This window comes from Peribacillus sp. P4_D6 (assembly GCF_056401795.1).
Genome location: NZ_JBFUIQ010000038.1, coordinates 13,687 through 35,516 on the forward strand (window position 1 = coordinate 13,687; position 21,830 = coordinate 35,516).

Below are 21,830 nucleotides of genomic sequence, written 5' to 3' on the forward strand. Positions count from 1 at the left end.
ATTTATGTTTACAAGAACAGAAAGCTTCCGCGAATATGCAAATTCTTATCGAGCTGTAACTGTGCTCATACTCATTATGATGCTTGTATTCGTTCTCGTCCTTTTCCCCGCACTTCCCGGCAATGTACTCTTTTATTATGGCACAGGTGTGAATTTATACATCGCTGATGGACAATGGTGGCGTTTGATCACCCCCATCTTTCTACATAGCACGTTTACACATTTACTGTTTAATGGATTCTCACTTGCCATCTTTGGTCCATTCCTGGAGAAGTTACTTGGAGCCTTCAAGTTTTCAATTTTCTTTTTATCGACAGGGATCCTTGCCAATATCGCAACCTTCCTGATTAACCCACTGACATATAATCACGTAGGTGCCAGCGGAGCAATTTTTGGTTTACTCGGATTCTTTCTATATCTTGTACTGTTCAATAAAACCAATTTTACGAACAACGAAAGAAATACAGTATATACATTGACCGGAATTGCCATTATCATGACTTTCATCCAACCGCAGATAAACGTTGTCGGTCATTTGGCTGGAATGGCAACCGGCTTTTTAACCGCTCCATTATTCCTAAGAAAAAAATGGTAGGCCAAACAGCCGACTCTTCCTTTCAATCATTGGGAGTCGACTGCTTTTTCAGGTAAATACCATGATTTAATTATTAGGCAATCCTTTTCTTCCATATCAGCAACCATACCGACCCGGGAGGTAATTCCTGATTTAATCGATGCTGTAATGGTGGCTAATTTTTTTCGATTCTGAAACCAGCTTTTTTTATATGTGATTGATTGAATTCTGCTTCTCTGCATGATCAATGTTTGCTTCGTGAAAAAACGGCTGCTCAATAGTAATAAATTCCCTTCTATGCTCCAACCTGCATCTCTATATTGCATGTATGCCCAAAAAATCGCCAACGGTACAAGCAAGAAGGAAAGATAACCCCAAGGTCTGAAAAACCATACCAAGGCACCGATGATCGGGATAAGGTATAGAAACTTTCGAAACACATACCTGGAAAGTGCACGCTTGGGTATTGGTTTCATCTTCGTATCCGTTTCATAAACCGGTAAAATTTCTTGGATTTTTCCCTTTAAATGCTTCTTTCTGATTAAAGGGAACAGCATGATGGAAAGACTTTCTTTATCTTCCATGCTCCCTCCCGCATATTCAATATAAACCGTCGCCAATCCCAATGGTTTTCGAATTAAATTCTCCATGATCCGGATACCTTGAATTTTATGGATAGGGATTGTCAGCCGTCTTTTCTCGAGAAGCCCCCTGGAAATAACGATCTCCTCATCCGTTTTTATCACGGTAAAGGAAGCGTATTTAATTACCATACTTAATGTGGCCAGCACATAAACCGCCAATAAAGCCACAAGGGCAAACAAGGTCAGAATGAAGGTCCCCATTTCAATAAAATCTTCATAATCCTTAAATATTCTCTGAAAAGGTATCATTTCATCGAACTGTGAAATAAAAGCGACTGCCCCGGATAGGAAGACACCTACCGCTCCCGAAGTGGCAGCCATAGCGAATAACTGCGGCAGCGTCTGCTTAAAAACGGAAGATGATTTTGCAACAATTTCATTATCCGCGACTTCATCTTTATCCCTATCAAATGGGTTATACGCATTTTTTCCCTCACTTATATAAGAATTGATTCGATCCGCATCACTTTTCCTTATGGCTGATAATACGGCATCCGCCTGAGACCCGCCTGCCGTTTCAATATTCAGCTTCACCAGGCTGAATACCCTCTGGATGATGCCCTCTGATATATCTATGCTATGAATCCGATCAAACTTTATATACCGTTTCTTCCTTACGAATACCCCGGACTCAATTCTGAATTCTCCCTCTTCGATCCGATATGTAAAGCGTAACCATTGCAAGAAAGCATTCCCTATAATCAAAAGTATAATAATGGCAATGACCAGCGGTTGTATCCATCCGGGAATTCCTTCATTCTTCCCAGGAATGACGACCACTAATAAAAAAGGGATGACTAACTCCTTAATCGATTTAATGATGTTAAGCAATACAGCTATGGGGTGAAGCCTTTTAGGATCAGACATCTTCTTCCTCCACACTTGCCATTCTCGAAATATAATGCCGCAATTCATCCGCCTCTGCAAGGTCCAAGGCAGGGATAACATGAAGAGTCGCTGCAGTGGAAATTTCAACGGAGGCTAAATCGTATTTTCTTAATAATGGCCCTTGCTTCGTTTCAACATGCTGAACCCTTATCATGGGTATGAGTGTTCTTTTAATGATGAAAATACCACTTTGGATATCAATTTCAGTATTTCTTACTTCGTAACGCCACCTCTTCCATTTAACGGACGGAATCAGAAAGATGGCCAGATAGGATTGGATTGTCGAAATTAGGACCAACGCGCCAATCACCCAATATGTCCAATCAAAAATGATTGTAAGCACGAGTACGGCGATGCTTATAATCCAGGTTATTGAACAGCTTATAAGACCACTGATTTTCCATACGGTTAAGGCCTTATTCGATATACGATTTTCAGGTTCCATGTGCTTCTCCTCTTCCGGACAGGTAATGCTAATTGAATCATCATCATCCATCCTTGCTTTCATCCATTATACTATATTTAAATACTGGAAATTAACCCCTTTTCAAACAAAGGCTGTGGGCATTCCATCCAAAAACCGCGGATACCTTACATGAAGAAGTTGGTGATGCACATAAAAAAATGCCGCTCAAATGAGCGGCATTCCCAATTCAATTAAATCTTATTAGTTTTTTCTCTTTTTTGGCTCGTGCTGCGGTTTCCGTAACCATTCGATTTACGGTTCGTGCTTGGGCGTTTCCCTGATCCGCTGCCGTAATCTTTTCTGCCTGAAGAACTGCGGCCATTGCGCTGTCTGTTGCCAGAAGAACTGCTTCCTCCGCGATTGCGACGCATTGGAGACGGAGATTCTTCCGTTAACTTGATAGGCGTTTGATCCGGTTCTTTTGTCATTGATTTAAGCATGGCTGCAACTAAATCCGCTGCGCTATGTTTTTGTAATAATTCTTCCGCTTGACCAAGGTATAAAGTTAAATCCTCATTCTCGATTGTATTAAGGATTTTTTCCGTTACTGCTTTTTGTTGACCTTCCAACGCTTCAGTTAACGTAGGAGTCTTAAGTTTCTCCATACGTTTTTTCGTTGTATGTTCAACTGCATGCAGTTGGCCTCTTTCTCTTGGTGTTACAAACGTAATGGCTATACCATGTTTACCCGCACGTCCTGTACGTCCAATACGGTGAACGTAGCTTTCCGGATCTTGAGGGATATCAAAGTTGTATACGTGAGTAACGCCGGAAATATCAAGTCCACGTGCAGCAACATCAGTAGCAACGAGTACATCGATGCTGCCGTCTTTAAACTTTTTCAAAACAGAAAGGCGTTTTGCCTGACTAAGGTCACCATGAATGCCCTCAGCCATATAACCGCGGATATTCAATGCAGATGCCAATTCATCGACACGGCGTTTCGTACGTCCGAAGACGATTGCAAGATCCGGTGTTTGAATATCGAAAAGGCGTGCAAGTGTATCGAATTTTTCACTTTCTTTTAACTCCAAGTAATATTGTTCGATACGATCCACTGTCATTTCTTTTGCTTTTACACGTACAAGAACTGGTTCCCGCATGAATCTTTCAGCAATTTTACGGATCGGATCAGGCATTGTAGCTGAGAAAAGCAATGTTTGCCTTTCGTCAGGAACCGTTGAAAGGATCAATTCGATATCCTCAATGAATCCCATGTTAAGCATTTCATCCGCTTCATCAAGAACTACAGTGTGAACTCCGCCTAATTTAATATTTTTACGTTTGATATGGTCTAAAAGACGACCTGGCGTACCAACGATAATATGTGGTTTTTTCTTTAAAGCACGGATTTGGCGGTCGATGTCTTGTCCACCATAAACTGCAAGTACACGAGCGCGTTTTCCGTAACCAAGCTTGAAAAGTTCCTCGGAAACTTGAATGGCAAGCTCACGTGTAGGTGCAATGACAATCCCTTGCACGTTTTCGTTATTAATATCGATGTTTTCCATCAATGGAATACCGAATGCTGCTGTTTTACCTGTTCCCGTTTGCGCTTGACCAATGATATCTTTACCTTCAAGTGCTAGAGGTATCGTTTGGGATTGAATCGGGCTCGCTTCTTCAAATCCCATTTTTTCTATTGATTTCATGGACGTTCTATCTAATCCTAATTCGCTAAACAATGTCAATGTTTTCGTACTCCTTTTTATATCGTAAATTTACACGTGCATTCATGGATCATGCACAGATGTTTTAGTTCAAATCCTCATCATCATGACGGATGTTCTTCTTTATCTCTTATAAAAAGTTTATCATTATCACCTAAAAGTATGTCTGCCTTTTAGTTCAAATGAACTCAATATGATTTTTTAAAAAGGAAATATACCAGTACGGACATTCACTGGCATTTTTAACTTCGCGCACGTGTAGACTTATCATTAACCTACGCTCATCTTTTTAAAAGTACATGTAACCAAAATTAAATTCAATATGGAAAATTAAAAGTAGCATAAACGGGTGTTTCACCGTTTTATTCAGGTGAGGGCTGCTGCACCTATTATTCATCAGACTTAAAAAGACTGTATGAACAAAACTTGACGAGAGCCAAGATTCTTATACAAAACAGGCCCGGTGCGTTGAGGATTTGCAGAAGTGGAAAAGCGCTTAAATGCGGCTTGATTCCCTAATAGCTACTAAAGCCGCCAAGAGATGCAGCTTTTATATATGACCAGACGCGAGGCCTATTTAATCTAAAATAATCTCAAGAATGAACTCATGAAACATGTAAGAACATACAATTTTGTTGCCTCAACCTGATTAATTTTAAATAATCATCAATGATAAGACATTTAAACTCATACTCATATTACCATTTTCAAACTGTTAATGCAATAAAGGATATCGCCCATTCAGAGTTACTAAAAACTTTATACAGTTTCAAAAATGAAAAAATTAGTCATTTCTTCCTGTTAAATATGCAGCCGTGACACTTTTGAGTAAGAATATCGCTTGTTCATTCAATAATGGGCTAAAAAAACACATGGACTGATTATTTCATCAATAGGATCACCGTTTTACTATATCCATTTATGCGTAAGTGGATTCAAACTTAGACAAATTCGAAGAAAGCGAGTTTTTCTACAGTTTTTTATTTAAAAACCGTTCCAGTGGCTTCAGAAATCCAATTAGGAGGATTTCACAAAACCGGAACCTAGTCCTGTTAAAATCATGGTTCGGGATGAGAGCATCCCGGCCTCTTGTCGACTAACTGTATCCAATTAAATTTTTCACAAAACGAACATCCATTTATATATGATATGAGTTTAAATCAAATAGTTTCAACAAACCTTTTTCAGGAAGGATTAAATCTAACGATAACCCCCTTCCACGATTACCCCCGTTGGAGGAAAGGGCTTATCATGAATGAATTTCCAGGTATTTGGGATCATTCATTTTTCGAAAATTTCATCTTTTTGTGTAAAAATTATAGTAAATTAGTCTAAATGCAGTATGATTGACCTATCAACAAATCAACGGGGGGTTATATGAACATATTCACAATAGATGTTCCTTTATGTAAGGATTTTGGTCGAATCTTAAAGAAAATGAACAAGAAAGTCACTTTTTTGGAGGATCCACTCAATCAAAGTCATCTATTCGAAGATTCATCGGACTTAATGAAATCATTATTTATTTTGCCTTTGCACATATCAACAGATTCTTGGCAGCAAACTTCTTTATTTGCATTAGCTGAATCTCACGAAATCCCTATCCTATTCATTTACAAACGCGCTTTAAGAATGGAGCCCCCTCAGGCCTTACCGGAAAAGACCTTTTATGAAACCATGGCAGTCCCTGCCGATTCAGTAGAAGTCCGGATTAAATTAAAGTCACTCAAAAACATCAGCATGCAATTGTTTTCGGCAAAAATGAAGGGGCAAGAGCTTGAAAAGATACACCAAAAATCAGCAAGGAGCCTGCGAATTGCAAAGGGGATTCAACTTTCAAGTTTACCTTTGTCGATCAATAATGAAGATATAGAGGTCAAAGGCCTTTTTCAGCCTTCGAGTGAGCTTTCTGGGGATTTATTTTACTGGGCGGAGGTCGGCGACAGGATATACGGCTTCATCATGATCGATGTATTTGGAAAAGGCATCCACACGGCACTTATAAACATGTCCATAAGGACTTTGATGCCCGACCTTATCAAACGGGTAAAAGACCCCATTTACATAACAGAGGAACTGGGCAAACATATTCGGGACCTATTTCAAGGAGTTAATCGGGAAAACAAAAAACATGCTCGTATTACAGCCTTCATCGCATACGTGAATACAAAGGATCGACTCATCGAATATGTGAACTACGGACTTCCTTCGGCCTTTTTGTATTCCCCATGCACCAATCAAATTCTCAACTTAAACGAAGGGGCCACCCCAAGCGGACTGATCCCCGAATTGCCCATAAAAAAAATAGTCTTTCATTATGAACCAGGAAGCCGCTTCATCATCTATACAGACGGACTGTCTAAAACGCCCACACCTTCCGCCATTGACCGATCTGACAATATCGAGAGGGAATTCATTGAAAATGTCCATCTCGATACAAATGACCTTCTTCAGGAGCTATTGGTCTCAAGGATGAGGCATTCAGTGATTAACGATGACATCTGCATTATAGCCGGGACACTGTTTTAAAGACAATAAAAAAGGCCGTTTCAAAAAAGAAACGGCCTTTTCTTTATTTTTTATTTTTGTAGAGCTTGAACGACTTCCTCCAGCTTCATGCCCCTGGAAGCTTTAACAAGTATGATGTCATTTTCCTGTGTGGACGACTTAAGTTCCTCTATAAGCTCCTGCTTATCTTGAAAAGGGCGAACCTGCTCCGATGAAAAAGACTTGCTCGCTCCCTTGGCAATAAACTCGGCTAAAGGACCATATGTGAAAATCTTATCAATCCGCTCATTGGAAATCAATTCACCAATTTTCGTATGAAAGTCTTTTTCCTGCGGCCCTAACTCCAACATATCTCCCAATACAAGGATCTTATTCTCGAATCCAGATAAGCCCTCAACCAACTCCACTGCCGCCTTGACTGAAGTTGGACTGGCATTATATGCATCATTGATGATTTTCTGCCCTTTTGCGCCTTCAACCAATTCCATCCTCATATTAGTTAACTGAATGGTCGATAGGCCTTTACGGATCGAAGAATCATCCACATTGAATTCTTTAGCAACCAAGATGGCCGCCAACGCATTAAGAACATTATGATGACCTAACACAGGTATCTCATAACCAATCTCCTTATCACCGCTTGCGATTGTAAACGTGGTACTGTCTGCCCCTTGGCTAATGGCCTGTGGATATAAATCATTTTGTTCCGTACGTCCAAAAGATATTACGTTTAAATCAGGAAAATCCTTTTTGATCCGATTGCGAAGCAATGGTTCATCACCATGATATATCAGCGTTCCATCTTTCGCCAAACCTTCGACAATTTCCAACTTCGCATTCGCGATTTCCTCGCGTGATCCTAAATCCAATAAGTGTGATTCACCGATATTGGTAATGATCGCTACATCAGGCTTTGCCATTTTGGATAAGAACTCGATTTCACCGCGGCTGCTCATCCCCATTTCCAAAACAGCCGCTTCCGTATCCTGTGCCATAGAAAGTATCGTTAGCGGCAAACCTAAATGATTATTGAAGTTTCCATTGGTTTTATGAACCTTATAGTCAGTGGCCAGCAGCGCAGCGGTCATATCTTTCGTAGTGGTCTTACCATTGCTCCCTGTTATCCCAATGACTTTTATATTCAACTCCTGGCGGTAAGAACGCGCCAATTGCTGAAGTGCTTTCTCAGTGTTTTCGACAATGATTATCGGTAAATCATCAGGGGGATTCGGAACATCCCTTTGCCAAAAGGAAGCTGCAGCCCCTTGCGCTAAAGCCTGCTTGACATACTCATGGCCGTCAACCTGCTCACCCTTAAGGGGAATGAACAAACATCCTTCCTTAACCGTTCTTGAATCGATGGTAACCCCATTAATTCCTTTGGACTGGAATGGACTGATATCATTCAATCCCTCTGCCATTTCATGTACTTGTTTTAACGTTCTCTTTATCATTTTGTTCCTCCTACATTCATCGAACCGTTAATCGCTCTCCGTTAACCAAACGAAGCAGAAACCAGTTTAAATCGCACCGGTTCCTGCTGATTGGAATCCATCAAATCAAGGCATGATGGATTGTGGAGTTTACTGATACTTTACCTGCATGATCAAACTGTATATTTGATTTGTTGTTTTTCCTGATGACGTTCCAAGGCAAGTTTCACGAGTGTTTCAATTAACGCTGGATAGTCGACACCTGTGTGCTTCCACAATAACGGAAACATGCTGAAAGGAGTAAACCCAGGCATTGTATTCACTTCATTAATATAGATTTGCCCCTCATGCGTCAAGAAGAAATCTGCGCGGACCAATCCAGAGCAATCCAATGACTTAAAGGCAGTAATGGCCATTTCGGATAAAGCTGCATACTCGCTTTCCGTTATCTCCGCCGGAATGACCATCGCTGAATTACCGTCTACATATTTTGCTGAATAATCATAGAAGGCAAAATCTTTCTTAGGGATGATTTCGCCTGCCACTGAACAAGACGGTTCATCATTACCAAGAATACCAAACTCGAGTTCACGAGCAATGACCCCTTCTTCAATGATGATCTTCCGATCGAATTGAAAAGCTTCCGCTACCGCTTTTTCCAGTTCATCAGCATCATTACATTTGCTGATACCGACACTTGAACCTAAATTGGCAGGTTTGACAAAACAAGGGTACCCCAATTCACCCGCTACCTTTTTGATGGCACTTTCAGTATTCTTCTCCCATTCGGAACGAATGAACCAAGTGTATTTCACTTGAGGAAGTCCCGCCTGGGCAAAAATGTTTTTCATGATGACCTTATCCATTCCTGCTGAAGAAGCTAAAACGCCATTCCCTACATAAGGAAGGTTCAACAGTTCCAGCATCCCTTGTACGGTTCCATCTTCTCCATTCGGTCCGTGAAGCAATGGGAAAATTACGTCATACCCTGTTGATTCACTATCTTCATCAGTTGAATGTGCTTGCAGGGCAAGAGGCGAGCTCGATTTTTCCGGTGAAAATGTCAAAGCCTCCACGTTCTCGGCAGGACCTGTTAACTTTGGTCCATTAATCCATGAACCATCTTTTGTTATGTAAATCGGATATATATCAAACTTTGCTAAATCGAGAGCTTTAATGACCGCTAAAGCCGTCTGCATAGAAACCTCATGCTCCGCAGATTTTCCACCATAAAGCAAACCAAGTTTAGTTTTCATGAGTTATTACCCTCCAATATTCTTTTAACCATGTTCATTGTATCACTTTACACTAAAACGGATAAAGCGAAACTTCCATCATTGAGGCTTTTCCAATGATTACTATTCTGCAGAACACAGGATAAAACCGCCACATCCTGTGGCAAACCCTGTGCTAGCACATCCTGTGCGGCGCAATCGGGCATTTACAGGCTGTTGGCTCACCACATTTCTTTTTCATTACATTTATCATCAGGCTTCCTTACAGCCTGTTAATGCGGGGTAAAGCGAAACTTCCATCATTGAGGCTTTTCCAATGATTACTATTTTGCAGAACACAGAATAAAACCGCCACATCCTGTGAACACCTCTACGTTTCCCTCTCTTATCTTTTATGCATGAGACGGTAAGTCTTACACCTAAAAAGTTCAAAGACTTCAAATAAAATCAGGAGGATGGTGTATTTTTAATAACACTTTCCCAAATCTTCTCTTTTCGATTGAAGATAATAAATGCATCGGGCTCCTTACTATCTCTATCCGAAAAGGAATCATGCATTTCATCCATGTTTAAATAATCCCCTACGACCCATGCCGGTATCTCAATTTTCGTTCTAGTATACTTAACATCCCGAAAGGAAAAAACGAGCCCCTCTGCCAGAATATGAGCCAAGGAAACGATGATTTCTGCAGGAATCGCCGTCAGCTCTTTTTTCTTTCTGATTCCAAGCCACGTCCTCTCTACTTTTAACGGCTCCAGCTTTAGCGGAATCAGCCTTCCTAACATCATATAATATGTCGAAAGAGAACGAAAATAAATTTTATTGAACCAGCCATCATCCTGGGCAAGGTACACAAATTGGTTATTCAATTTACGGAAAAACGGGGGATCCAGATGGGTTTTAGCATGTCCTAAATATAAAAGTTCCGCTATTTCCCTTCCATCCAATTCATCCAGCCCTTCCGCTTCTTCAAAATCGATCCAACAGAAATCTCCATATGCCCGGACATTTTCTTTAACGAGCTTCGCAATAGCTTCAGATGAAGCGCTCTCAAGCAGGACATTCAAATTGTATTCCCCACCATCGAATTGATGTTTCAATAATAAGATCGAATCCAAGGTATACGGAAGCGAATTGACGAATTCACGAAAATTGAGTCCATTAAAAAGGACAAAACGTTCGGAAGCCTGCATATACATGTATAAGATATCATTACTTTCATTCTTCATAACCTGACCCCCTCCGAGCTCTCAATCAATAATGTTATTTTATCAAACTTTTGGAGTTTCACGTAAGTTATATAACCCCAATATTAATCATCATCATCATCTGCATCAGGTAAATAACATGAATCAAAATCCATATTAACCAATAAGAAAAAATATAGGATTCGAAGAATGGATCATATATGGTTTTATCACTCATTCACTCATTTCATAGGGCCGCTTCCCTTTTTGCTGATGCTTCCCCAGCGCAAAATAACCGACATTAGCTTTGAAACAAATCAACGTATTTTAAAGCCGGAAGGTAGTTTCATTTCACAACAGATGACCTTCTGGGCCGAGAGGAAATGATTTGGTTTTGAGGTAAACAAGATGAAAGGCTTTATGAATTTGGGGGTATTTTGACATCCGGGAAGACGCGCCAAGATTGTAGTATCCTCCATAAAACAATTCAACTTGAAGTGCTTGAGTATCTCTAAGGAAGCAGAGTTTACAGTCATCGAGAAATAAGAAAGCGCTATTTCATTCAAAAAAATAAATAAAAAAATCCAGAGTGACATTTCACTCTGGATTTTTTATATTAAGAAACTTGCTCTAACTCTTTTTTGGAAGGAGGGTTGAATTGACCTTCCCATTTAGAGATGACGATTGCCGCAAGTGAATTACCGATAACGTTTACCACTGTACGTCCCATATCAAGAATACGGTCGATACCGGCAATAAATGCTAGACCTTCAATAGGAATACCGACAGTTCCCAATGTCGCTAAAAGAACTACGAAAGATACACCCGGTACACCCGCAATTCCCTTGGACGTGATCATTAACACTAGCATCAGCGTAATTTGCTCATACGCGCTTAAATCGATTCCGTACATTTGAGCGATGAAGATAGCTGCTAACGCTTGGTATAATGTAGAACCATCAAGGTTAAAGGAGTATCCAGTCGGAATAACAAATGTAGCAATATGTTTTGGACATCCCGCTTTCTCCATTTTTTCCATGAGTTTCGGAAGAACCGCTTCTGAACTTGCAGTAGAGAAAGCAAGAATCAATTCTTCTTTTAGAAGTTTAATCAGCGTAAAGATATTGAATCCGACAAATTTCGCAATAAGACCAAGAATGACTATTACAAAGAAAATCATTGTTCCGTATACAGAAAGCGCTAACTTTCCTAGCGGAATTAAAGATTCCAAACCGAACTTGGAGATCGTCACACCGATTAGTGCAAATACACCGATAGGAGCGAATTTCATGACCATGTTAGTTAGGTAGAACATTCCTTCAGCTGTACCTTGGAAGAAGCGGAATACTGGTTTACCCTTTTCACCGATGGCTGCAATACTAAGCCCAAACAACACGGAGAAGAAAATGATCGCTAGCATATCGCCTTGTACCATAGCTTGAACTGGATTGGATGGTACAATGTGAACGAGTGTATCCACGAACGATTCATGCTGCTTAGTTTCTGCTGTATCAACATACGTAGAAATATCAGTTTGTTCCAGCTTATCCATATTCACACCAGCACCAGGCTGGATGATATTCGCTGAAATTAAACCAACAGCAATCGCTATCATAGTTACGACAACAAAGTATGATAATGATTTAGCACCTAGTTTACCTACCGCTTTCAAATCACCTACACCAGCAACTGCAACGATAAGGCTTGAAACGATGATCGGCACTACAATCATTTTAATCATTCGTAGGAAAATGTCTCCGAATGGCTGTAAAAAGTTTTGGGCCGTCTCATTACCATAAAAAATGGCACCAACGATAATCCCTAGAATTAAACCAATGAAAATTTGGCTAGCTAAACTTAGTTTGAATTTCTTCATTTACTTTCCTCACCTTCCATAAAGTCTTTGATGCAAAAACATTTTTGTCTCGGTAAGGGAAACAAGATACTAATAAAAGAAAGTAATTTTTCTTTTTTGAAAAACTCTGTCTTTACGCCGAAAAAAAAGACACTTCATGTGTCGATTTCTTATAGGCGTGAATATTCACACATGTTCCCTTGAAGACGCTGACGAGGTTAGCTGTCGGGTTAGGATTGGAAACACAAAAAGCCCTTTCATTTCTGAATTCACCCCTAGCGGATAAAATCCACAAAAATGGGTCCCCCGTTCTTGGAATAAGATTAAGCGAGTTAACTTATAATAAAATATTATACTAAAAATGATAATCTGTAAATATTTATTCGCATCCGTTCTAGAAAAAGGTCTTTAAATATGTCTGAATATTCTGTATTAATAGCTATTCTATCTATAATTACGCTTCCCGATTTTTAATCACTTAAGTTATATTGATATAATTAATAAATAATTTGACATCACCTCTCTTGTGAAAAAAGCGGTTATTTTTCCAGAATGCCAAGTAACAGGTATCTTACTTTTTCCCTAGAGGTGAATTTTTTATAAGTTCCAGCTTTCACTTTTTCAAATTGAATCGGGGTAATAAAATAAGAATGGTTCTTCACTGCCACATTCGGCTTCAGGAGGATGACGTCACCTACAGACGGTCCCTTTATGATTTCCTGCTTCCCTTCAGCCTTAAGACCTTTTGTAATGTAATGTTTATCCACATGGCCTTTATTCGTCAACTTGTAAATATATGGATGCTTTTGGTATTGTACCGCCTCTATCGGTATGGAGGGTACACCGGCTTTCTCATTGGTTATTACAGTAAGGTTCACTTTCGATCCCACCAACAGAGGTTCCGTTTCTTCGCCTTCCGGTTCGATTAAAGCCTGAAATGGAAATCTGTTATCTTTTTTTAATGATGGCTCTTCTGCGGGATAGGAATGGATACGGCCTATCGTCCCTTTCAATGCCTTTTTTGAATCAGAGGAACTTGCTTTTATAGTCATGCCCACTTCAGCCTTTTTCATTTCCTCTCCGGAGAAATACCCTTCAATTGCCATATTTGTAGAAACGATGGATATAATGGGATTATCAAGGTTTTTATTGATATTTTTAACGACACCATCAGCCTCGCTCGTCGTCACAATTGCACTGGACTGCTCCTCAATCGAACTTAATTTAGCGTCAAGCATTTTCACTTTTTCATCCAACCTGTTTTTTTCTAGTTCCTGCTTGTACATTTCTTGCTCAATGTTACTTTTAATAAGGTCTGAAGAGCTTGTCGTTATATCAATATTCAAGTTTTTTTCCACCGATTCATCAATTGCAGCTTCAGGTTCACTGGTCAAGGTCCCCTGATAAGACCTCAACTTCCCTATGTATTCCTCAATCCCTGCCCTTTCCCCCTCAGCTGCCGTTTTCTCCGCTTCCAAACTCGCTTTAAGCGCATCAAGTTCGGTCGCCGTATACTCAAACAACGAGGAGCCAGCCGTAATCGAATCGCCTTCTTTTACAAGGAATTTCTTAAAATCATTTTTCTTGGCATCAAAATAGATATCATACTCTTCTACTGGTTTAATTACCCCATTTGTTTGAATAGTATCCGTAATTGTATCTTTTTTTACCTTAGTCCAGTTTTCAACGAAAACCGTACGTTCCACTTTGCTTTCCTTTTTTTCAATAAGGTATAAGTTAACGGTTATTAACACTATCGACGCAATGGAGACCGCCACTATTTTCCAGTTACCGCTCATTCATTTCACCCGCTTTATACAAATACGCCTACTTGGATGTATCCTAAAAAGGCTTTAACAAACCATGTGGCCAAATAGAAAAGAACAATCATTAAAAGGACCAAATAATTATTACGTTCTGTAAATTCCTTTAAATAAAAATATTGCAGAGCAATAATGAGAAATTGAAAAATGGTAATTTCACTGAAAAAGTGAATGAAATAATCGCTTCTGAGAAAATACTGACTGATGATCCCCAAAGAAAAAGGATTGGCATCGCTGCCTATATCCATTAAAACGAATAAGGGAATCAATAATGTTTTTTCCACTAATTGCAGGCCAAAAAGAATCATTTGAACGATAACTAATTTTATATAGGGGATATCAGTAACGATCCAAAAGAATAGAGCTGCTAAAAATATGTATATAGAAGGGTGGATTATTCCTGTTATTATATTGCCGCTCAAAATCAGCAACTTTGCTGCTTCAAATTCATTGGCGCTCATCTTCGTGATTTCTTTGGAAAATGATTCTGAACCAATCCCAAAATATCCCCCAACGGCGAATACTATAAGACTAAGAAAATATATAAATATTAATTTCAATCCAAACTTTGTGACTGCCTCTGCATTTTGCAGCTGATAACGACTCCGATAAGGCTGTAAAATGCCCTTTAACAATCCGACCTGGTACACCATAATTGGTCCTCCTGCAAAAAATGATATATCATCATACATTTTATCCTATTTTGGAAACAATTGCAGAAATAAGGAATGAATATACAAAAAAAACACATAAGCCTTTCCTTTTAAATAGAATCCCCACACTAATTTGGTATTAATACCGACAAATGATGGGCAAGGACTTTAATGCGTGAAGGAGTTTGCCTATAGTTCTCTCCATCCATATCCACATCAAGCGGCCTCTTGGATTCAATAGTCAAGGTACCTGCTTGTAAATAAGTCACCCCAGAGTCAGAACTCATATTTTGAGTCCATGAACGTTTCATCGCTATTATTTCTAAAAATGCACCAAGGCTTGCATTTTCCAAGATGGCAACGCCAAAGAGCCCATCGTCTGGTCTAATCATGGGAAATGGCAATAAATTAGTGCCGATAAAACAACCATTCAAGACCAAAATCATAACTGCTTCCCCTTCAATGAAATCCCCATCATATTCCACTTTATAGGGAAAGGGAGCACTCTCACCAATCGTCCTTACAGCGCTTAATAAATATCCTATCTTTCCGAACCTGCTTTTTTCCTGCTCATCAATATTATTTGAAGCATCTGAAATAAGCCCAACTCCCCAGAAATTGGAAAAATAATCGTTATTGGACTTACCAATATCAATTGGACGAACCTTACCGTTTACTAATGCTTCCGCAGCTTGACGAACATTTTGAGGAATCTTTAATGTCCTGGAGAAGTCATTGCAAGTCCCTCCAGGTAAAATCCCAAACAACGGCCGCCTCTGAAGGGGTGAAAGGCCATTTACACACTCATGTACCGTTCCATCTCCTCCCAATACGAAAACTACATCCATTTCTTCACCATATTCCAAACAATAACGGCATGCATCGCCTTTTTGCTTTGTTTGTAGAATGAGAAACTCATCAATATGTGGAGCTAATACCGGAAGACACCCTCCTAGATTCCTTTCGAGTTTATCATTCCCTGCATTTTTATTATAAATCAGCATTCCCTTTTTCCATCGCATGATTCTAGCCCCCATATTATTGAAAGAATTGTCTTCTTCCCATCACTTTTTACTTTTTCCTAAATCTCCGTTTTTAAATCTCATTAAAAATTTAAATGAAAAAGAGGCTTTCGCCCCTTTCAGTAAAGCCTTCATATATTCAGCAAATAATCCTTCATCAATAAGATAAGCTTTGAACACAAGGGGCTCCTTTTTTCATTTTTTTCCAAAAATAACAAAAGGCTTTCCAAGATGATTGAGCTTGGCCTAACCTTTGAAAATTCTTCCTGGAGTGCCTTTAAAGCTTCCGTAATTTTACGTGTCTCCATTCCCTCTTCTTTACGTGTTTCCACTTCCAGCATCCTCGCGATAATCGAATGGATTTCTTCTTTTGGGCTCATATCCCGCATCGAGCAACCTGGTAGGGGAAATTGTTTCAATAATGGATCTTCCATGTTCTCCAGACTTGCGACAATGGAATCCATCCGGTTCAATATGAAGCTAGGTAACAATTCTACATCGAAAGCATTTTGTTTCCTGATCAATATTCCGATATAGCCTTTGAAAAGCGAATCTAAAATAATGGTGCAATCGGGCAGAAGATCAGATGAAAGTCCCGGGTATAACTCAATGATTTTACGCTTGAACCAAATCAAGCCCTCTTCATGGATATAATGTAAAAATCCATCTAGTTCCTTGCTGATATGAACCATTTGTTCCTGCATCATCATTTGAATCAAGTTGGTATTTCCCGTCATATGCTCAATGTGAACAGTGATCTGCCTCATGAATTTGTCTTTACTGGACAATGAAGCATCCAGTTCAAGATCAAGTAATGAGTCTGTCAACGCTTCATAATAAAATTTAAAAATGGAGACTAGTAATTCCTCCTTCGATTTAAAATAATTATAAAAGGACCCTTTTGCTATCCCGCATTTTTCAACAATTTCCTGAACCGAAGTTGCATGATAGCCTTTCTCCGCGAAAAGCTCCACAGACTTATCTATGATCATCTTATTTTTTTCTTTCATCAAATTCATCCTATCTCTTAAAATTGTCCAACGGTGACCAACTGGTCACATCCTCCAAATTGTATCCCAAAACCCTTGAAATCACAACGTTAGCACTAACGGATATTATCTATTGCAATCATAATCCATATACTATATATTTGAGTTTGTGACCGACTGGTCACAATTTTATGTATGGAGGGTACAAGCTTGAATTCAATAATTAAATTTTCATTAAAGAATAAATTGGCAATCTGGTTGCTTACCATCATCATCGTTGCAGCTGGTTTATACTCCGGTTTAAACATGAAACAAGAAACCATACCAAGCATCTCCACTCCTTTAATAAGCATCTCCACTGTTTATCCTGGAGCTGCACCTGAAGAAGTAGCAGATAAGCTCACAGACCAGATTGAGCTAAAAGTAACAAATTTGCCAGGAGTCGAATTAGTCAGTTCTTCGTCCATGGCCAATGCCTCTTCCATCCAATTACAATATGATTATGATACGGATATGGATGATGCAGTAAAAGAAGTGAAAGAAGCTTTAGAGAAATTGGAACTGCCAGAGGGAGTAGATGACCCGAGCGTATCTAAATTAGAATTAAACGCTTTTCCTGTCGTCGCACTCAGTGTAACAGATAAGGCTTCTGATTTACCAGCCCTTACAAAAAATGTCGAAGAGGTGTTAGTACCTAAACTTGAAGGAATTGACGGCGTGACTTCCGTATCCATTTCCGGACAGCAAGTAAATGAAGGAAGCCTTGTATTCGACCAGGACAAGATGGCTCAATACGGGCTCGATGAAGAAACCGTAAAGAAGGTTATCCAGGCTGCAAACGTCAGTATGCCGCTTGGCATATATAACTTTGATGATAAAGAGAAAACGATCGTTGTGGATGGAAACATTTCCACACTAAAGGACCTGAAAAATATAAAGATACCTTTAACCGGCGGCCCGAAAACAGGAGCGCCAGCACAAACTGGACAGGAAACCAATCAATTATCTCCTGAAATGGAAACAGGTCCTGCCCAACTGCAAAATGTGAAATTATCAGAAATTGCCGATGTTAAAATTACCGGTAAGGCTGAATCGATTTCAAGAACAAACGGTAGCGAGTCGATTGGAATCCAGGTTACAAGATCACCTGATGCCGATACAGTTGCAATTGTCGACGAAGTAAATGAAGAAGCATCGAATTTCAAAGAAGAGTTTAATGGGGTAAGTGTACACACTACTCTCGATCAAGCTAAACCGATTAAAGATTCCGTTGAAACCATGATCAGCAAGGCACTCTTCGGCTGTCTGTTTGCCGTTATTGTTATCATGCTGTTCCTTAGGAACTTTAAAACGACTCTCATTTCCGTCATTTCGATTCCATTATCCCTGTTAGCAGCCCTTTTGGTGCTCAAACAAATGGATATTTCATTGAATGTCATGACACTTGGGGCCATGACCGTTGCGATTGGCCGAGTCGTCGATGACTCCATTGTCGTCATAGAAAATATTTATAGAAGAATGGCTTTAAAAGGCGAACAATTAAAAGGCGGCAAATTAATACGATCTGCCACTAAGGAAATGTTCATCCCCATCCTTTCATCGACAATCGTTACTGTAGCCGTATACCTGCCTTTAGCAAGCGTTACAGGACCTGTCGGGGAACTATTCACGCCATTCGCCTTAACAATGGTGTTTGCATTAGTCGCTTCATTAATAATCGCCATCACACTTGTTCCGGCAATGGCAGACTCTTTATTTAAAAAGGGACTATCTAAAAAAGAATTAAAATCACATGAAGAAAAACCAAGCAAACTATCAGCATTCTATCGAAAATCACTGGATTGGTCATTAAACCATAAACTAATCACTTTCGGCACAGCCATTGTATTATTAGTTGGCAGTTTATTCCTAATCCCAAGCATCGGTGTAAGCTTCATGCCTGCAGATGAAGAAAAAACGATCATCGTCACTTACACTCCCGCACCTGGAGAGTTAAAAGAGGATATTGAAAAGCAAACAGAAAAAGTGGAAAAATACTTCATGGATAAAGACGATGTGAAGACCGTTCAATACACACTTGGCGAAAGCATGATGGGCGGAGGCATGATGGGCGGCTCGAGTAACTCGGCTCTCTTCTATGTACTCTATGACGAAGACACCGAAAATTTCGGGGACAAAAAAGAAACCGTCATAAAAGAATTAACTGAACTTGATTCACCTGGAACATGGAAACAACAAGATTTCACATCAACATCAAGCAACGAGACCACTCTGTTTGTTTACGGAAATACACAAAAAGATATTGAACCGGTAATTGATGATATTCAAAATATCATGAAGAAAAATAAAGATTTAAAAGATGTTGATACAAGTCTTTTAGATGCTTATGAGCAATACACTTTAGTTGCAGACCAAGAAAAGCTAAGCGACCTTGGACTGACAGCTGCACAAATTGGAATGTCCATCGCCAATACGAATAAGGATGATGCTTTAACTACCATTAAGAAAGATGGAGAAGAAGTCAAAGTATATGTCGAGACAAAAGAAACGACATTCGAAGACAAAAAAGATCTAGAGAATACGAAAATTTCTTCTCCAATGGGAATGGAAATCCCATTGAAAGAGCTTGTAAAAATCGAAGAAGGCAAAGCTTCCGATACAATCAGCCGCCGCGATGGAAAAATTTATGCCGACGTGTCTGCAACAATCAAATCGGATGATGTGGCCGCAGTGACAGCTGAGGTACAGAAGGAAGTTGATAAATTAGACCTTCCTGCAAGCGTCTCTATAGACTACGGCGGAGTGACGGAAGATATCCAAGAATCATTCACTCAACTTGGTATCGCTATGTTAGCGGCAGTTGCTATCGTATACTTTGTCCTAGTGGTTACTTTCCATGGTGGTTTAGCACCAATAGCCATTCTCTTCTCCTTACCATTTACGGTAATCGGGGCATTGGCAGGGCTATTCATTGCAGGTGAGACCATCAGCGTTTCGGCAATGATGGGTGTCCTGATGCTTATAGGTATCGTCGTGACCAATGCCATCGTATTAGTCGACCGTGTTATCAAGAATGAAGAATCCGGGCTATCTACCAGGGAATCTTTACTCGAGGCAGGATCCACCCGTCTACGCCCTATCCTGATGACTGCCCTTGCCACAATCGGCGCTTTAATACCTCTGGCAATCGGTGCGGAAGGCAGTGGATTAATATCACAAGGTTTGGGAATTACCGTTATCGGCGGACTGGTGAGTTCTACATTGCTAACACTTGTAATAGTGCCGGTAGTATATGAATTTATAATGAAAATAGGTAAAAAGAAGAAAAAAACAGTTAAGTAACGAAGAAAAAGAAGAGGGGATTCCTTATTTCAGGAACCCCCTCTTTTTTAATTCAACAATGCATCAATATGTTCGGTCCTTTTGACTGAACTATATTCCTCTTCTTTCAACCCGTCCCATCTCTTAAGACAAAACGTCCTATTCGTCATTTCCAAGGAATCTGTTTGTTTAAACAAAAAAAAGGAAAGATCTCTCTTCCCTTTTTCATTTCTTTATATTAGTGTTTCGTGAAAGTTTGATCTATCGCATTTGCCAGATCCAGCGATTTTTCTTTTAGATAACGCTTCGTTACGTTTAAATCTTTATGACCGGCAAGCTTTGATATCGTTTGTATATCTATTCCATTATCCACTAACCTTTGACAAAAAGTATGTCGCAGTTTATGCGGATGCACATTGTATTTTTTCAATATATATTGAACTGACCTCGGAGTGATCCTTTGATTATAGCTTGAGATGAATAACGGATCTGCTTTTTCTTTTAAAGAAAAAAGATAATTTTGTACATGTTGAATAGCCGATATCGTAAGGGGTACGGATCTGTCGATTTCACCTTTTGCGTTCCGGACAAGTATATAATTCCGCTCTGTTTCCATTATGACGTCACGGCCATTTAAGTCACATAATTCGGAGACACGAATTCCAGTATGTAACAAAAGGTAGACGATGGCAATGTTCCTTAGATTCCCTTCTGCTTCTATATCTCTTAACAGTATCTGCTGCTCATTGAGGCTTAAAGTTTCAGGTACCTCAAGCTTGTGCTCCTTAACTTTACGTTCCACTGAAAGCATCACTTGCGGTTTACCTAAAAATTTAAAGAAGACATTTAATGCAATATAGTGTTTTTCGATTGTCCCTGGGCTTTTCTTGCAATTTTCTAAATTATCAAGATAACCCTGAACATCTTCAGAATGGATCTCCATCAATATCTTTTGTGTCTGGTCACAAAACTGTGAAAGGACACCAGTATACGTTTTGATCGTATTAGCTGATTTGCCTTGGTCTCTCAACCATTCAGCAAACGAAAAAATCATTTCATCTTTAGCAGAGGTATCCATCGGCTATTCCCCCAATGACAGTTTCAGAACTATGTTAAGTTTAACATATATCCCTACAGAAACGAAGAATTCTGTCCCTTTGTCTTAAACTGATATGGATAAGACAGATAGCTATAGAAATTCAGATGCATTAATAGTATGTCCTACCATTTATCCTGCATATAACTTTCTTTATGGTCTATAACAGGTTTAAATAATAAGTACTGAAGATAACGACCTCAAAAAAGACCAGCCGGATGGCTGGTCTTTTCAAATGGCTTGGCGGCGTCCTACTCTCACAGGGGGAAACCCCCAACTACCATCGGCGCTGAAGAGCTTAACTGCCGTGTTCGGAATGGGAACGGGTGTGACCTCTTCGCTATCGCCACCAAACATAAAAGGAACGTTGTTCCTTCAAAACTAGATAATAAGAAGGTATTTCATTTTTTAAAAAGCGTTGGTTAAGTCCTCGATCTATTAGTATCAGTCAGCTCCACATGTCAC

General features: G+C 39.6%; 15 protein-coding genes, 1 rRNA gene and 1 riboswitch. Of the genes, 3 read left to right on the forward strand and 13 right to left on the reverse strand.

Going from position 1 to position 21,830, the window contains the following annotated elements; translation table 11 throughout:
• The first annotated feature begins 4 nt into the window (after positions 1 to 4).
• Entirely contained in the window at positions 5 to 595 is a 591-nt protein-coding gene (locus AC1DVB_RS13740) for a rhomboid family intramembrane serine protease (protein WP_057277208.1), read from the forward strand.
• Between the two features lie 26 nt (positions 596 to 621).
• Here the strand turns inward: AC1DVB_RS13740 and AC1DVB_RS13745 are convergent, their stop codons facing one another.
• From AC1DVB_RS13745 to cshA, 3 genes are all read right to left on the reverse strand, one after another.
• Positions 622 to 2,085, reverse strand: a complete 1,464-nt coding sequence (locus AC1DVB_RS13745) for a PH domain-containing protein (protein WP_477589604.1) — start codon at positions 2,083 to 2,085, stop codon at positions 622 to 624.
• The gene (locus tag AC1DVB_RS13750; protein WP_034306614.1) at positions 2,078 to 2,551 is read right to left on the reverse strand and encodes a PH domain-containing protein; all 474 of its coding nucleotides are present in this window, start codon (positions 2,549 to 2,551) and stop codon (positions 2,078 to 2,080) included. Before AC1DVB_RS13750 ends, AC1DVB_RS13745 begins: the two co-directional genes overlap by 8 nt.
• 212 nt (positions 2,552 to 2,763) lie before the next feature.
• Entirely contained in the window at positions 2,764 to 4,263 is a 1,500-nt protein-coding gene (gene cshA / locus AC1DVB_RS13755) for a degradosome RNA helicase CshA (RefSeq protein ID WP_034306393.1), read from the reverse strand.
• Between the two features lie 1,356 nt (positions 4,264 to 5,619).
• On the opposite strand from cshA, the gene AC1DVB_RS13760 reads away from it, so the two are divergent.
• Positions 5,620 to 6,771 (forward strand): PP2C family protein-serine/threonine phosphatase, encoded by a 1,152-nt coding sequence (locus AC1DVB_RS13760; protein WP_057277206.1) that lies wholly within the window; start codon positions 5,620 to 5,622, stop codon positions 6,769 to 6,771.
• A 50-nt stretch (positions 6,772 to 6,821) separates the two neighbouring features.
• On the opposite strand, the gene AC1DVB_RS13765 is transcribed toward AC1DVB_RS13760, so the two are convergent.
• The 8 genes from AC1DVB_RS13765 to AC1DVB_RS13800 all read right to left on the reverse strand — a co-directional run bounded on the left by AC1DVB_RS13765 (position 6,822) and on the right by AC1DVB_RS13800 (position 16,969).
• Entirely contained in the window at positions 6,822 to 8,204 is a 1,383-nt protein-coding gene (locus tag AC1DVB_RS13765; protein WP_057277205.1) for a UDP-N-acetylmuramoyl-tripeptide--D-alanyl-D-alanine ligase, read from the reverse strand.
• A 152-nt stretch (positions 8,205 to 8,356) separates the two neighbouring features.
• The gene (locus tag AC1DVB_RS13770) at positions 8,357 to 9,439 is read right to left on the reverse strand and encodes a D-alanine--D-alanine ligase (protein WP_477589607.1); all 1,083 of its coding nucleotides are present in this window, start codon (positions 9,437 to 9,439) and stop codon (positions 8,357 to 8,359) included.
• Positions 9,440 to 9,865: 426 nt separating this feature from the next.
• Positions 9,866 to 10,648 (reverse strand): hypothetical protein, encoded by a 783-nt coding sequence (locus tag AC1DVB_RS13775; protein ID WP_239859971.1) that lies wholly within the window; start codon positions 10,646 to 10,648, stop codon positions 9,866 to 9,868.
• 574 nt (positions 10,649 to 11,222) lie between these two features.
• Positions 11,223 to 12,482 carry a cation:dicarboxylate symporter family transporter gene (locus AC1DVB_RS13780; protein ID WP_057277202.1) on the reverse strand — a complete coding sequence of 420 codons (1,260 nt, stop codon included), beginning with the start codon at positions 12,480 to 12,482 and terminating at the stop codon, positions 11,223 to 11,225.
• Between the two features lie 171 nt (positions 12,483 to 12,653).
• A riboswitch (cyclic di-AMP (ydaO/yuaA leader) is annotated at positions 12,654 to 12,801 on the reverse strand.
• 199 nt (positions 12,802 to 13,000) lie between these two features.
• On the reverse strand, positions 13,001 to 14,260 hold the full coding sequence (locus AC1DVB_RS13785; RefSeq protein ID WP_095680014.1) for an efflux RND transporter periplasmic adaptor subunit: 1,260 nt from the start codon (positions 14,258 to 14,260) through the stop codon (positions 13,001 to 13,003).
• 14 nt (positions 14,261 to 14,274) lie between these two features.
• Positions 14,275 to 14,937 (reverse strand): hypothetical protein, encoded by a 663-nt coding sequence (locus AC1DVB_RS13790; RefSeq protein WP_095680013.1) that lies wholly within the window; start codon positions 14,935 to 14,937, stop codon positions 14,275 to 14,277.
• Positions 14,938 to 15,065: 128 nt separating this feature from the next.
• Positions 15,066 to 15,959, reverse strand: coding sequence for a YegS/Rv2252/BmrU family lipid kinase (locus tag AC1DVB_RS13795; protein ID WP_230134909.1), 894 nt, complete (start codon positions 15,957 to 15,959; stop codon positions 15,066 to 15,068).
• Positions 15,960 to 16,090: 131 nt separating this feature from the next.
• Entirely contained in the window at positions 16,091 to 16,969 is an 879-nt protein-coding gene (locus AC1DVB_RS13800) for a TetR/AcrR family transcriptional regulator (RefSeq protein ID WP_170946998.1), read from the reverse strand.
• Positions 16,970 to 17,158: 189 nt separating this feature from the next.
• Between AC1DVB_RS13800 and AC1DVB_RS13805 the strand changes: the two genes are divergently transcribed.
• A complete protein-coding gene (locus AC1DVB_RS13805; RefSeq protein ID WP_477589611.1) occupies positions 17,159 to 20,290 on the forward strand; it encodes an efflux RND transporter permease subunit in 3,132 nt (1,043 codons plus the stop codon).
• 217 nt (positions 20,291 to 20,507) lie between these two features.
• Here AC1DVB_RS13805 and AC1DVB_RS13810 read toward each other — a convergent pair whose 3' ends face one another.
• Both AC1DVB_RS13810 and rrf read right to left on the reverse strand, forming a co-directional pair.
• Positions 20,508 to 21,347: a tyrosine-type recombinase/integrase gene (locus tag AC1DVB_RS13810; protein ID WP_034306417.1), complete on the reverse strand. Its 840-nt coding sequence runs from the start codon at positions 21,345 to 21,347 to the stop codon at positions 20,508 to 20,510.
• 256 nt (positions 21,348 to 21,603) lie between these two features.
• A 5S ribosomal RNA gene (gene rrf, locus AC1DVB_RS13815) occupies positions 21,604 to 21,719 on the reverse strand.
• Positions 21,720 to 21,830 lie beyond the last annotated feature (111 nt).